Origin of the sequence: Tsukamurella pseudospumae, from assembly GCF_001575195.1 — a bacterium.
Lineage (GTDB): Bacteria > Actinomycetota > Actinomycetes > Mycobacteriales > Mycobacteriaceae > Tsukamurella > Tsukamurella pseudospumae.
Map to the genome: position 1 here is coordinate 392,770 of NZ_LSRF01000001.1, position 13,150 is coordinate 405,919.

13 protein-coding genes and 1 other RNA gene are annotated in these 13,150 nt (G+C 71.6%); 4 read left to right on the forward strand and 10 right to left on the reverse strand.

From position 1 onward, the window contains the following. Window positions 1-23: 23 nt before the first annotated feature. The 4 genes from AXK60_RS01775 (at window position 24) to AXK60_RS01790 (ending at window position 5,187) form a co-directional block, all read left to right on the forward strand. Entirely contained in the window at window positions 24-1,757 is a 1,734-nt protein-coding gene (locus tag AXK60_RS01775; RefSeq protein WP_068569259.1) for an NAD+ synthase, read from the forward strand. Window positions 1,758-1,819: 62 nt separating this feature from the next. After that, window positions 1,820-2,677 (forward strand): 3-methyl-2-oxobutanoate hydroxymethyltransferase, encoded by an 858-nt coding sequence (gene panB, locus AXK60_RS01780; RefSeq protein ID WP_068569260.1) that lies wholly within the window; start codon window positions 1,820-1,822, stop codon window positions 2,675-2,677. Then, on the forward strand, window positions 2,677-3,669 hold the full coding sequence (gene pip, locus AXK60_RS01785; RefSeq protein WP_068569261.1) for a prolyl aminopeptidase: 993 nt from the start codon (window positions 2,677-2,679) through the stop codon (window positions 3,667-3,669). The genes panB and pip overlap by 1 nt, the downstream gene beginning before the upstream one ends. Window positions 3,670-3,672: 3 nt before the next feature. Then, complete coding sequence (locus AXK60_RS01790) at window positions 3,673-5,187, forward strand: CYTH and CHAD domain-containing protein (RefSeq protein WP_068569262.1); 1,515 nt, start codon at window positions 3,673-3,675, stop codon at window positions 5,185-5,187. A gap of 12 nt (window positions 5,188-5,199) precedes the next feature. Here the strand turns inward: AXK60_RS01790 and AXK60_RS01795 are convergent, their stop codons facing one another. The 10 genes from AXK60_RS01795 to AXK60_RS01840 form a co-directional block, all read right to left on the reverse strand. After that, window positions 5,200-5,934, reverse strand: coding sequence for a cutinase family protein (locus AXK60_RS01795; protein WP_068569263.1), 735 nt, complete (start codon window positions 5,932-5,934; stop codon window positions 5,200-5,202). Window positions 5,935-5,943: 9 nt separating this feature from the next. Continuing rightward, window positions 5,944-7,344 carry an RNB domain-containing ribonuclease gene (locus AXK60_RS01800; protein WP_068569264.1) on the reverse strand — a complete coding sequence of 467 codons (1,401 nt, stop codon included), beginning with the start codon at window positions 7,342-7,344 and terminating at the stop codon, window positions 5,944-5,946. 19 nt (window positions 7,345-7,363) lie between these two features. Beyond that, the gene (locus AXK60_RS01805) at window positions 7,364-8,146 is read right to left on the reverse strand and encodes an acyl-[acyl-carrier-protein] thioesterase (RefSeq protein WP_231855595.1); all 783 of its coding nucleotides are present in this window, start codon (window positions 8,144-8,146) and stop codon (window positions 7,364-7,366) included. A gap of 9 nt (window positions 8,147-8,155) precedes the next feature. Further along, window positions 8,156-8,992, reverse strand: coding sequence for an ABC transporter permease (locus tag AXK60_RS01810; RefSeq protein WP_068569265.1), 837 nt, complete (start codon window positions 8,990-8,992; stop codon window positions 8,156-8,158). Further along, window positions 8,989-9,975 (reverse strand): ATP-binding cassette domain-containing protein, encoded by a 987-nt coding sequence (locus AXK60_RS01815; protein ID WP_068569266.1) that lies wholly within the window; start codon window positions 9,973-9,975, stop codon window positions 8,989-8,991. Before AXK60_RS01815 ends, AXK60_RS01810 begins: the two co-directional genes overlap by 4 nt. 33 nt (window positions 9,976-10,008) lie before the next feature. Beyond that, window positions 10,009-10,482, reverse strand: a complete 474-nt coding sequence (locus AXK60_RS01820; protein ID WP_068569267.1) for a DUF6194 family protein — start codon at window positions 10,480-10,482, stop codon at window positions 10,009-10,011. A gap of 9 nt (window positions 10,483-10,491) precedes the next feature. After that, the gene (locus AXK60_RS01825) at window positions 10,492-11,229 is read right to left on the reverse strand and encodes a DUF2127 domain-containing protein (RefSeq protein WP_068569268.1); all 738 of its coding nucleotides are present in this window, start codon (window positions 11,227-11,229) and stop codon (window positions 10,492-10,494) included. Window positions 11,230-11,288: 59 nt separating this feature from the next. Further along, window positions 11,289-11,701, reverse strand: an RNA gene (gene rnpB / locus AXK60_RS01830) — RNase P RNA component class A. A 35-nt stretch (window positions 11,702-11,736) separates the two neighbouring features. Further along, window positions 11,737-12,387, reverse strand: a complete 651-nt coding sequence (locus AXK60_RS01835; protein ID WP_068569269.1) for a histidine phosphatase family protein — start codon at window positions 12,385-12,387, stop codon at window positions 11,737-11,739. Further along, on the reverse strand, window positions 12,384-13,142 hold the full coding sequence (locus AXK60_RS01840; protein WP_068569904.1) for a zinc ribbon domain-containing protein: 759 nt from the start codon (window positions 13,140-13,142) through the stop codon (window positions 12,384-12,386). Before AXK60_RS01840 ends, AXK60_RS01835 begins: the two co-directional genes overlap by 4 nt. Window positions 13,143-13,150 lie beyond the last annotated feature (8 nt).

Below are 13,150 nucleotides of genomic sequence, written 5' to 3' on the forward strand. Positions count from 1 at the left end.
TCCGGGGACGCTAGGGTTGAGCCATGACGCCCCTTCGTGTCGCGGCATGCCAGATCAACCCCGTCGTGGGCGATCTGGACGCCAATGTCACTCGCATCACCGCCGCCGCCCGGGACGCTGCCCAGAGTGGCGCGCAGGTCGCCGTCTTCGGCGAGATGGCCCTCACCGGCTACCCCGTCGAGGACCTGCTGCTGCGCCGGTCCTTCGCCGTCGACTCGCGGCAGGCCGTGCAGCGCCTCGCCCTCGCCCTCGACGACGCGGGCTGCGGCGACCTCATCGTGGTCGTCGGCTTCCTCGACCGCGACCCGGACGCCCCGGAGACCAGCACGAACCCCACCGGTGGCGCCCGCAACGCCGCCGGCGTGCTGCACGGCGGAGAGCTCGTGGCGCGCTACGACAAGCATTTCCTGCCCAACTACGGGGTCTTCGACGAGAAGCGGTGGTTCACGCCCGGCGACCGGCTCGTGGTCCTCGACGTCGACGGTGTCCGGCTCGGCCTGGCCATCTGCGAGGACGTCTGGTGGCCCGACGGTCCCGTGGCCGGGCTGGGCGAGCTCGGCGTCGACGCGGTGCTCTGCCTCAACGCCAGCCCGTTCGAGGTGGGCAAGCCCGCGCAGCGGCGCGAGATCCTCGCCGCCCGGGTCGCCGAGGGCGGCGCGCCGATCGTCTACGTCAACCTCGTCGGCGGGCAGGACGAGCTCGTCTTCGACGGTGACTCGTTCACCGCGCTTCCCGGCTCCGACTGGGCGCCGGGGCCGCAGTTCACGGAGGCCACCACCTTCACCGAGGTGGCCGCGCTGAGCCGGGAGCCCGCGGGCGCCGTCGAGGGCTGGACCGTCGAGTCGGTGGACCTGCCTGCGCGCCCCGCCGCGTCGCTGCACGCCGGGGCGACACCGGCGGGCCGTCTCGACGAGCTCGCGCAGATCTGGGGGGCACTGGTCACCGGTACGCGCGACTACGTGCACAAGGTGGGAGGGCGCACCGTCGGCCTGGGGATGTCCGGCGGGATTGACTCCGCCCTGGTCGCGGTGATCGCCGCCGACGCGGTGGGCGCCGACAACGTCTACGGCGTGGGCATGCCCTCGAAGTACAGCTCCGACCATTCGAAGGACGACGCCGCCGATCAGGCGCATCGGATGGGCATCCACTTCCGGTTCGAGCCGATCGAGCACATGGTGGAGTCCTTCGTCGGCCAGTTGCATCTGGCCGGCCTCGCCGAGGAGAACATCCAGGCCCGCTGTCGCGGAATGACCCTGATGTCGCTGTCCAACCTCGACGGCCACCTCGTACTCGCCACGGGCAACAAGAGCGAGCTGGCCGTGGGCTACTCGACGATCTACGGCGACGCCGTCGGCGCCTACGCCCCGATCCGCGACGTCGAGAAGTCGCTCGTGTGGGAGCTGGCGCGGTGGCGCAACGGGGTCGCCGTCGAACGCGGCGAGACGCCGCCCATCCCCGAGAACTCCATCACCAAGGAGCCGTCGGCCGAGCTGCGGCCCGACCAGAAGGACAGCGACTCGCTGCCCGACTACGACGTTCTCGACGACATCCTGCGCCGCTACGTCGAGCAGGATCAGGGCGTCGCGGAGATCGCCGAAGCGGGATACGAGCCCGAGCTCATCCGCAAGGTGGCCCGGCTCGTGGACCGCGCCGAGTACAAGCGGCGCCAGTACCCGCTGGGCCCCAAGATCACACCGAAGGCCTTCGGCCGCGATCGACGGATGCCCGTGACGAACCGCTGGCACGACCCGGCCTGAGCGCCGGACCTGGGACTGCCCGGACCGGAGACACCGGCTGGGACTGTGAAAGGGAGAGATCCATGAGCGAGAACCCGTTGTACGGAGGAGGATCCGGCGCCGAGCCCGATCCCGCGAAGCCGCCCCGCAAGAAGGTGCGCATCCACCACCTGGCCGAGCTCAAGGAGCGCGGCGAGAAGTGGGCCATGCTCACCAGTTACGACCACATGACCGCCTCGATCTTCGACGAGGCCGGCGTCACCGCCCTGCTCATCGGCGACAGCGCAGCGAACACCGTGTACGGGTTCGACTCCACGCTGCCGATGGAGCTGGACGTCATGGCCGCGATGACGGCCGCGGTGCGCCGCGGTACGAAGTACGCACTCGTGGTGGCGGACATGCCCTTCGCGAGCTACGAGGAGTCGCCGGAGCAGGCCTACCGCAGCGCCGCGAAGCTGATGAAGGCCGGCGCCGAGGCCGTGAAGCTCGAGGGCGGCGTGCACATGGCGCCCACCATCGAGTTCCTGCAGCGCCGCGGCATCCCGGTGATGGCGCACATCGGGTTCACGCCGCAGTCCGTGAACTCGCTGGGCGGCAACCGGGTCCAGGGACGGGGCGACGAGGCGGCCGACAAGATCCGGCTCGACGCGAAGGCCGTGGATGCCGCCGGCGCCTTCTCCGTGGTGCTGGAGATGGTGCCCTCGGACGTGGCGGCGCAGGTCACCAAGGAGATCGCGATCCCCACCATCGGGATCGGCGCGGGCAATCGGTGCGACGGCCAGGTGCTGGTGTGGCAGGACTTCTCCGGCCTCAACCGCGGCCGCACCGCGCGATTCGTCAAGAAGTTCGCGAACATCGGCGACGAGTTGCTGCGCGGCGCCCAGGAGTACGTCGCGGAGGTCACCTCGGGCGAGTTCCCCGGACCGGAGCACGGATTCTGATGCGAGAGTTCTACCCCGCCATCGACACCTACAGCACGGAGTTGCTGGACGTGGGAGACGGCCAGCTCGTGTACGTGGAGCAGAGCGGTAACCCCGCGGGCAAGCCCGTGGTGTTCATCCACGGCGGGCCGGGCGGCGGCACCTCCCCCGAGTGCCGGCGCTTCTTCGACCCGGCGGTGTACCGCATCGTCGTCTTCGATCAGCGCGGATGCGGGCAGTCCAAGCCGCACATCGCGGATCCGTCCGTCGGAGAGGGCGATTCGCTCGCCGACCGGCTCGCGGTGAACACCACGCCGCACCTCATCGCGGACATCGAGAGGATCCGCGAGCACCTGGGCATCGACCGGTGGCAGGTGTTCGGCGGCTCCTGGGGCTCCACGCTGGGCCTGGCGTACGCGCAAGCCCACCCGGAGCGGGTCACGGAGCTCGTGCTCCGCGGGATCTTCCTGCTGCGGCGCAGCGAGCTGGACTGGTACTACAACGACGGTGCCTCCCACGTCTTTCCGGACAACTGGGAGGACTACCTGGCCCCGCTCGACGAGGCGGACCGGACACCGTCGGCCGACAAGATCGCGGCCTACCACCGGCTCCTGCACAGCGGCGACGAGGCGGTGGCGCTGCGCGCGGCGAAGGCCTGGTCGATGTGGGAGCGCAGCACGAGCCACCTGATCAACACCCCGGAGACTTCGGCGGACGCCGACGACCCGCGGTTCGCGATCCCCTTCGCCCAGATCGAGAACCACTACTTCGTGCACGGTGGGTTCCTCGACGAGGGGCAGTTGCTGCGCGACGTCGATCGCCTCGCCGGGATCCCCGGCGTGATCGTGCAGGGCCGCTACGACGTGGTGTGCCCGGCGCGCAGCGCATGGGACCTGCAGCGCGCCTGGCCCACCGCCGATCTGGTGATCGTGCCGGACGCCGGCCATTCGGCCTTCGAGCCGGGCATCCGCTCGGCGCTCATCGAGGCCACCGACCGATTCGCGAAGGGCTGACCGATGCCGGAGCAGCGTGAGATCGAGACCAAGTACGAGGTCGCTGCCGACACCGTCGCGCCCGCGCTGACGGCGGTGACCGGTGTCGACCACGTCACGACCGACGAGGTCTTCCACCTGGTGGCGGTGTACTACGACACCGATGCCCTGGACCTGGCCGCGAATCGGATCACGCTGCGCCGCCGCACGGGCGGCAAGGACGACGGGTGGCACCTCAAGCTGCCCGACGGTGCCGACCGTCGCGAGGTGACCGTGCCCCTGGGCGACTCGGCGGCCGGCGCGCCTGCGGGCGACGTCCCGGCGGGCACCTCCGAGGACGTTCCGGAGGATCTGGTCAAGCGCGTCCGCGCCCTGGTGCGCGGGCGCGCTCTCGCCCCCATCGCCATCGTCGAGAACGAGCGGCACACGACCTACTGCCACGCGGTCGACGGGGAGCTCCTCGGCGAGTTCGTCGACGACCACGTGCACTCGGTCTCCCTGCTCCCCGACGGCCCCGAGAAGACCTGGCGCGAGTGGGAGTTCGAGGTTCCCGACACTGCTCTCGGCCGCAAGACGGCGCTCGCCGTCGACAAGGCGCTACGCGCCGCGGGCGGCGAGCGGCCGGACGCCGCGTCGAAGCTGGCCCGTGCCATCGACGCCGACGTGACCCGGGGACCCGTCGACCTGCCGAAGAAGATCGCGCACGCGACCGCCGGGCAGCTCCTGACCGCCGCGCTCGCGGCCTACCGGGACAAGCTGCTGCGAGAGGACCCGAGAGTTCGTGCCCGCGGCGAGGATTCGGTGCACCAGATGCGCATCGCCACGCGGCAGCTGCGCAGCGTCCTCACCGAGTTCTCCGGGTTCTTCGACGGGCCCGCGCGTGCCGCGCTGAGCTCGGAACTCAAGCTGCTGGCATCGATCCTCGGCGCCGTGCGCGATGCCGAGGTGCTCGCCCAGCGATTCGAAGCCCTCGACGCGGGCGGCGAGTTCGGGGGCGCCGGAGCGGCTCTGGCGCAGCGGCAGCACGCGGCGGAGGCGCGCGGCTGGAGCCGGGTCGACCTGGCGTTGGACTCCGACCGCTACTTCGTGCTGTTGGACGCGATCGACGCGTTCATCGCCGACCCGCCGCTGCGCGAACGGGCCGATCAGCAGGCATCGAAGAGCCTGGCGCCGCTGCTGGACAAGCGGATCCGGTCCTTCGCCCGGCAGTCCGTCGTCCTGCTCGCCGATCCGGCGTGCACCGACCACGACGTGCACGCGATCCGCAAGCACGCCAAGCGGCTGCGCTACGCGTCGGCCGTCGCCGACCCGGTGGTGCGCGGCGACCTGCGGTCCGAGGTCAAGGGCCTGGCGAAGGTGCAGAGCCGGCTCGGCGAGTTCCAGGACGCCACGATCGCCCGCGACGCCATCGCCGGCCTCGCGGCGGAGACGATCGACCCGTCGATCGCGTTCCGGCTCGGCCGGGTCGACGCCGTCGAGGAGTGGCGGGCCGCGCAGGCCCGCGACAGCCTCCCCGCGTTGCTCCGCAAGCTCCGCTAGGGGCGCCGCGACCTACAGCCCGGCGATACTCGCGACCCGGCCGCCGATGTCGGCTCCGGAGTACGAGGTGTGCGAGTCCACCACCGCGTCACTGAGGTTCCCCGTCCACTGGCACACCGGATCGCCCGTGTTGCAGATCGTGATCGTGCGGCTGCCGGTACGCGCCGGCAGCGGGGCGGGGTTCGCGCCGCTGATCATCGCCGAGGCCTGCGCCATGCCCTGCGTCCGCGGTGCGGTGCCGAGGTAGCGCGTCGTGTCGTTCGGGATGCGGTCCGGATCGGCGATCAGGCCGGCGGCCACGATCTGCTTCTTGTCGCCGAGGCGCTGCAGGGCGCGGTGCACCGCGGCGGCGCCCTGGGAGTAGCCGACCATCACGATCTTCGTCGACGGGCAGGCCTTGATGACGATGTCCGCATCGCCCTGCGTGTTCGCCGCGCCCGTGTTCATGCTGGCCAGGAATCCGCCGAGCTTGTCCAGGCTGGTGGGCACCGGCGCGGCGGGGTAGTAGATCGGGCGGATCGCCACCGTCTTGCCCGCCGCCCGGACCCGGCCTGCAAAGGCCTGCGCGGCGGAGTTGACCGTCGGGCCCAGTCCGCCGGCCTCGCGTCCCTCCCCGGAGCCGGCGGCGCCGATGAAGGTGTAGTCCGCGCACGTGGGCGCGGCCGATGCGGGAGCGGCGACGAGCGCCGGCACCAGCGGGGCGACCAGGGCTGCGAGGGCGGGAACGAGGACGAGGCGGCGGCTCATGGTCTCAAACTAGCGCTTCTCGTACGCGAAGGACACCTTTCGGGCGGCCACGTCCGCCGTCTCCAGGCGAACCGTGACCCGCGCACCCTCCGGCGGCCCACCGGTGCACGGGGCGATGACCGCCGGATCGTCGAGCAGCACCTGGTCCTCGCGCATCGTGATCGCGGTGAAGTCCTCCCCCACCCGGTCGGCGAGGATGACCGCCTCGGTGAGGTCGATGCACGCCCGATCCACCTTGTTGGCCAGGGAGTTGGTGCGCTGCATGATCTCGGCGACCTCGTCGAGCGCGCCGCGGGACCAGTCCGGGACGGGCTGGCCGGCGCACGCGGCGAGGCACACCTCGGTGGCGTACCGGTCGGCGAGCCGGCGCAGCGGGGCTGTGACGTGCGCGTACGGCGCACCCACGCCCGCGTGCCCGGCGTCCTCGGGCGGCTGCGGCGCTGCGCCGGTGCCGAACGCGGCGTAGCCGGAGCCGCGGAGCAGGCGCGCCGCATCGGTCATGACGGCCAGGCCCTGCGGGGTGCTCACGTCCAGGCCCGCCAGGAAGTCGCCGACGACGACCCCCGCCGGCCACTCCTGCCCGAGGGCCGTGGCGGCGCGGCGGAGATCCTCGACCGCGTCGGCGGGCGCGGCGGGCAGGGTGCGCAGCAGCCCGACGCCGGCCTTGAGCATGATCGCGGCCGCACACACGCCGGTGAGCAGCGAGATCTGCGCGTTGTGGGCGTCGAAGTCGGTGCGCGGCTCGATCCGCACGGTCCAACCGTCGGGGCCCTGCACGGCCTCCTGGGCGGGAAGCCGCAAGTCGATGGCGCCGTGCGCGCGGCCCCACGCCGCCCGCAGCTTCCCGACCTCGGGCAGCAGCACGATGCTCGGATGCACCCGGCCGGCGTCGAAATCGGCCTGCACCCCGGCGTAGTCGAGGCGGGCGCGCGAGCGGACGACGGCGCGCCGCACGGTTGCGGATCGGACCTCGCCCGCGGCGTCGAGCCGGATCTCCCACAGCGCGGCGGCCCGGTCCTGTTCGGGCAGCAGTGATCCCGCGCCCTCCGACAGCGACCGCGGGTGCAGCGGGACCGAGCCGTCGGGCAGGTACATCGTCTGGCCCCGTCGGCGGGTCTCCGCCTCGAGCGGGCCGCCCGGCTCGACCAGGGCGCCGACATCGGCGATCGCGTAGTGCACCAGGTAGCCGTCGCCGTCGGCCGCGATGTGGACGGCCTGGTCGAGGTCCATGGACCCGGGCGGGTCGATGGTCACGAACTCGATGTCCCGACGGTCCGCGCGCCCCGCGGCCAGCAGATCCGCCGCAGCGTCGGCCTGGGCCTGCGCCTCGGCGGGGAACTCCTCGACCAGCTCGAACTCGGTGCGGACCGCGCCGAAGTCGACGGCACTGGACGGGACGGGGCCGCGCATCGGGATACCGGGCACGCGCCTACTCCGCCAGCGCCTCGACGCTCATCGCCGCGGCGGTGCGGTCCCCGGCCATGAACCACACGTACAGCACGTCCCCGTCGCGGTGCGCCAGCAGCCGGGGCTCGTCCTCGAGTTGCAGCGCCGAGTTGTGCTCGACGATCCCGCGCAGCGGCAGCCGCTCGCGCAGGTCCGGCTGGGTGGCCAGCGCCTCCTCCAGCGCGGTCCAGTACACGGCGTTGTTCACGTGCTGGATGATGTCCAGATCGGCGGCGCGCAGCAGGAAGGGCACCTCGACGGCGTCGGGGTGCGGCTTCGGGTCCAGCCACTGCTTCCAGCGCAGCACACCGGGCTCGGCGGCCGCGCCGAAGGTGCTGAGGAAGGTGTCGCTGAGCGCCGACGGGGTGAGCGTGTCGATGTTGAAGTTGATCCAGAAGGCCTCGGTCTCGATCCGGGTGCCCTTCTGCCCGTCGATACCGATCCGCACGTTGCACCAGCGCGAGCCCATCTTCGAGCCCCAGCGCTCGACGGTGAGGATGTCCGGCTGCTCGCCGCCCTCGAGGATCTCGATGACGGTGCGCCGCACCACCCAGTACGGGTGGATGTCCTCGTAGTCGACGTGGCGCAGGTGGTCCTGCCCGGTGTCCTGCAGGTACCGGGCCACCCCGTCGAACTTGAGCCGGCGGTCGGGGCTGACGGCGTCACCCCGGACGGAGCGCTGGGCGGTGTAGATGGCGCCGCTCTCGAGCAGCTCGGCGCGGCGGCCGGGCTCGGTGATGCGCGGGGGCAGGGGTTCTCCGATCACGCCCCGAGCCTAATCGACGGTGCGCCGGTTGAACGCCCGCACCGCGAGCGGCCCCCAGACCGCAGTGAGCGCGACGGACCAGATCACGGTGGCGAGCACCGGGTGCTCCAGCGACCAGGGCGCCCCCGGCCGCAGCGGCATGTCGTTACCCCAGAGCACCCGCATGGACTGGACCAGCGACGACACGGGATTCCACTCGGCGATCACGCGGAGGACCGGGACCATGCCCTCCGTGGGCACGAACGCGTTCGACAGGAAGGTCAACGGGAAGACGCTGGCGAACATCAGGCCGTTCACGGCCTCGATGGACTGCATCATGCAGCCGACGAGAATGCCGAACCAGATCATGGCGAAACCGAACATCAGGAGCACGAGGAAGCCGAGAACGGCGTCCACCGGGTTCGTGCGGATGCGCCAACCGATGGCCAGGCCCGTGAGACACATGACGACGATGCCGATCGACGAGTGCAGCAGGCTCGCGATGCTGCGCCCGATGAGGACCGACGCGCGGCTGATCGGCAGCGACCGGAAGCGGTCGATGACGCCCTTCTCCAGGTCCGTCGTGAGGCCGCCCGCCACCACGAAACAGGTGAACACCATCGTCTGCCCCAGGATGCCGGGGAGCAGGTACTCGCGGTAGGACACGCCCTGGGTGGGGATCGCGGAGCCGAAGACGAACGCGAACAGGACGGTGAACATGATCGGCTGGATCGTGACGTCCGACAGCATCTCGGGCATGCGCTTGGTGTGGATCATGCTGCGGCGAACCATGATCCAGGACTGCTGCCACAGGCTGGTCTGATGCGTCTCGACGCCGCCGACGCCGGGCTCGGTGGTGGCGGTCATGCGGATGCCTCCTCGGTGCTCGTGGTGTCGGTCTCGGTGCGACGGCCGGTCAGCGAGAGGAAGACGTCGTCGAGACTGGGACGCGAGAGCCCCAGATCGTCCACGCCGATCCCGCTCTCCGCGAGCAGCGCGGCGACCCGGTTCAGATCGTCCAGGCCGCCCGCGGGGCTGCTGACCCGCCGCGCCCCCTCGTCGACGAAGACCTCGCCGCCCAGCTGCGCGAGGATGGACCGGGCCTGCGGCAGATCCGCCGCGCCGGACACCGTGAGCACCAGGCTGGCGGCGCCCGCACGCTCCTTGAGCTGCAGCGGGGTGCCCTGCGCGATGATCCTGCCCTTGTCGATCACGATGATCTCGTCCGCCAGCTGATCGGCCTCTTCCAGGTACTGCGTGGTGAGCAGCAGCGTGGTGCCGTTCGCGACCAGCGTGCGCAGCACGTCCCACAACTCGGAGCGGGCGCGCGGATCGAGGCCGGTGGTGGGCTCGTCGAGGAACAGTACGGGCGGCGCGGTGAGCAGGCTGACGGCCAGGTCGAGCCGGCGGCGCATGCCGCCCGAGTACGCCTTGACCTGCTTGTCACCGGCCGCGGTCAAGGAGAACTGCTCGAGCAGCTCTGCGCTGCGCCGCTTGAGCACGGCCCGTGGGATGCCGTACAGCCCGCCGATCATCGCCAGGTTCTCGCGCCCGGTGAGGATCTCGTCCACGGTGGCGGCCTGCCCCGTGAGCCCCATGTTGCGCCGCACCTCGATCGGGTTCTCGATCACGTCGTACCCCGCGATGCGCGCGGTGCCCTCCGTGGGCGGCGACAGCGTGGTCATCATGCGCACCGTGGTCGTCTTGCCGGCGCCGTTGGGCCCCAGCACACCGAGGACGGAGCCGCGGGGCACCTGGAAACTCACCCCGTCCACCGCCGTGAAATCACCGAACCGTTTCACCAGGCCGATCGCCTCGATCGCCCAGTCACCGCTCTCACCGTGTGTCATGGGGCAACGGTAGTTCGCCCCACTGACAGGTTTCTACCGATTTGTCGCGTGCGCGTGCGCCCGCTCGATCAGCGCGGCGACCTCCGGGCCGGTCCCGGGGTTCACCACCGACACCCAGCCGAGCTTGGCGTACAGCGGATGCGGGAGCACGGCACCGTCGGCGGCGTAGTCCCACTCCCCCGCTCGCGCGGCGTGCTCGGCGGGCGGGTAGCCGATCAGCTCGGTGAAGGCCTCGCGGCCCACGTTCGCGTTGAGCCGGAAGGCGTCGGGCCGGTCCAGGCGCGAGTCCTCGTCGTCCGGATAGTCCTTGGTGATGATCGTGAGGTAGGGCATGACGCCGGGCTCGCCGTTCGGCGTGTAGTAGACGAAGGTGTCGCCCCAAGCGATCTCGGGGATCTGGGTGACCCCGTCGGGGGCGAGCGCGCCTGGCGCGATGGTGTCGACGGTCGATCCGGGCAGGTTCTCGAGCAGCGCGATCACGGCCTCGCGGGCGGTCGGTTCGGTCACGTCTGCAACCTACTCGCCGGCCCTGCGCACCGTCAGGACGCTCTCCGATTCGCGCTCGGCGCGGTACGCCACGGCGCCGCCGTTGATCCCGAACAGCCGCTTGCTCCACACCAGCCACACGACGGCGGCGATGTTGATCAGCAGCGCGCCGGCACGCAGCACGGTGACTCGCTCGCTGATCTCGTAGATCTCCAGCGGCAGGAACGCCGAGGTCGCGATCACCGCGAAGTATTCGCCCCAGCGGTGGCCGAGCCACAGGCCGACGGCCTCGATCAGCTCGATCGCCGCGTACGCGACGAGGGCGACGGCGATCCACATGAGGGCCGTGCCGGACAGCCCGAGCGCCGTGTCCACCGTGTGCACGATCTTCGAATCGCCCACGTTGAAGCCCAGCTGGTTGAGGATCGGCAGCTTCTCCCGGAACACCTCCCGCAGGTGCACCCGCGAGTCGCGGAACTGCCACACCACCACGCCGGCGGCGATGAAGACGAGGCCGCGCAGCACCCGCTCGACCGCGAGGAAGCGCATGATCAGCTCGTCCCGCAGTGCCCGGCCGCGCGGGACCGACGGTGCGCGACCCGCCGGCCCGGAGCCGTGCGGCTCGCCGACGACGAAGTCGTCGCAGCGCAGGCAGCGCCAGGCCTCGCCCTCGGGGGTATCGGTGCGGACGCGCTCGCGCAGGTCCGCCTCGTCGGGCGCGTAGGTGACGTGCCCGCGAAGCCCGCAGGAGAGCACGGAGAGATCCATCGGACCAGGTTAGCGCCGGTCCGGCGCGCGGGCCCCCGCGCGAATACGGCGATTGTGGGCGGACGAGCTGACGTGTAAGCCGGATCCTGTCCCCCGCCGCATCGCTGCGCCGGGGTGGCGACCATCCATCTGGACACACCGTTGCCGGGTGCCTCGAGCGGTCCACCCGCACGCTCGGGCGAGCAGCCCTCGTGCACGTGCGCAGCGCCACCGTGAGGTGGCGCCTTCGACCTTGCTCCGGGTGGGGTTTACCGAGCCGCGGCGGTCGCCCGCCGCGCTGGTGCGCTCTTACCGCACCGTTTCACCCTTACCCGGGCCGGAGCCCGGGCGGTCTGTTCTCTGTGGCACTGTCCCGCGGGTCACCCCGGGTTGCCGTTAGCAACCACCCTGCCCTGTGGAGTCCGGACTTTCCTCGACCCGGGCGTACTGGTCGCCCAGCCGTTCCCGATGCCGCGGCCGCCCGGTCAGCTCGTCCGCGCCGACCAGGATACCCCGCCGTGCGGCCCCTCAGAGCCCGGCGGTGCGGTTCACCTGCCGCACCGACGCCCCGCCGTCCGGATAGAGGTCGGCGATGGAGATCGACGCGAGGTCGAGGTGCAGCCGGTAGAGCAGCTGCGGCCCGACGTCGAGGGCGATGCGGAGGATCGTCTTGATCGGGGTGACGTGCGAGACGAGCAGCACGGTGCGGCCGGGATGGTCGACGGTGACCCGTTCCACCAGCGCGGCGACGCGCGCGTGGACCTCGTCGAAGCTCTCGCCGCCGGGCGGCGCGACGGAGGTGTCGCCCAGCCAGCGGCCGTGCAGCTCGGGATCGCGCGCGCGGGCCTCGCCGAACGAGAGCCCCTCCCACGCACCGAAGTCCGTCTCGATCAGCCCGTCCTCGACCTCGACGGTGAGCCCCCGGCTCGCGTTCACCGCGTCCGCCGTCTGTCGGGCCCGGTCCAGCGGCGACGACAGGATCGCGTCGATGTCGGTGTGCTGCAACAGGTCCGCGGCGGCGCGCGCCTGCTCGCGGCCCAGATCGGTGAGCGACGGATTGCCGCGGCCCGAGTACAGCCGACCGACGGACGCCGGGGTCTGGCCGTGCCGCAGCAGGATCAGCCGGGTGGGCTCGTGCGCCGAGACGGTCCAGCCGCCGCGCTGCTGTGCACCGGTCACTCTTCCGGCTTGCCCTGCGGCAGGCCGGATTCGAAGGTGCGCACCAGGATGGCGCCGCACTCGTCGCAGTGCACGACCTCGTCCGCCGGCTTGCGCGCCACGGCGTCGAGGAAGCCCCGGTCCAGCTCGAGACGGCAGGCGCCGCACCGTCGGGCCTGCAGGAGCCCCGCGCCGGCACCGGACGCGGCCCGGCACCGCTCGTACTCGGCGGCGAGGTCCTCGGGGAGCGTCGCCACGAGCTCGGCGCGGGACGCGGCGGTGCGGGCCTGCGCGACCGCGATGTCCTTCATCGCCTCCTCGCGGCGACGGGCGACGGCGGCGATCTCGTCGTTCGTGGCGTTCACCGTTGCCTCGGCGCGCTGCTGGTCGAGCTCGACCGCCTCGCGCTTCTCCATGAGCTCCAGCTCCTCGTCCTCGAGGACGGACTGACGCCGCTCGAGGCCGCGCAGCTCGTGCTCGATCTCCGTGAGCTGCTTCGCCGGAACGGCGCCGGAGGCCAGCAGCTCGCGGTCCTTGCGCTCGCGCAGGCGGGTCTGCTCGACCTCCTTCTCGACCTTGGCGATGTCCCGGTCGAGATCCTCGACGAGGATCGACACGCGCACGGACTCGTCGCGCTCGGTCGTCGCGCGCTTCTCGAGCTCGGCGATCTCGGCGTCCTCCGGCAGGTGCGTGGCGCGGTGGGCGAGCCGGGAGATCTCCGCGTCGACCCCGGCGAGGTCGAGCAGGGATTTTTGAGCGGCCGGATCAGCGTTCATCTGCGCCA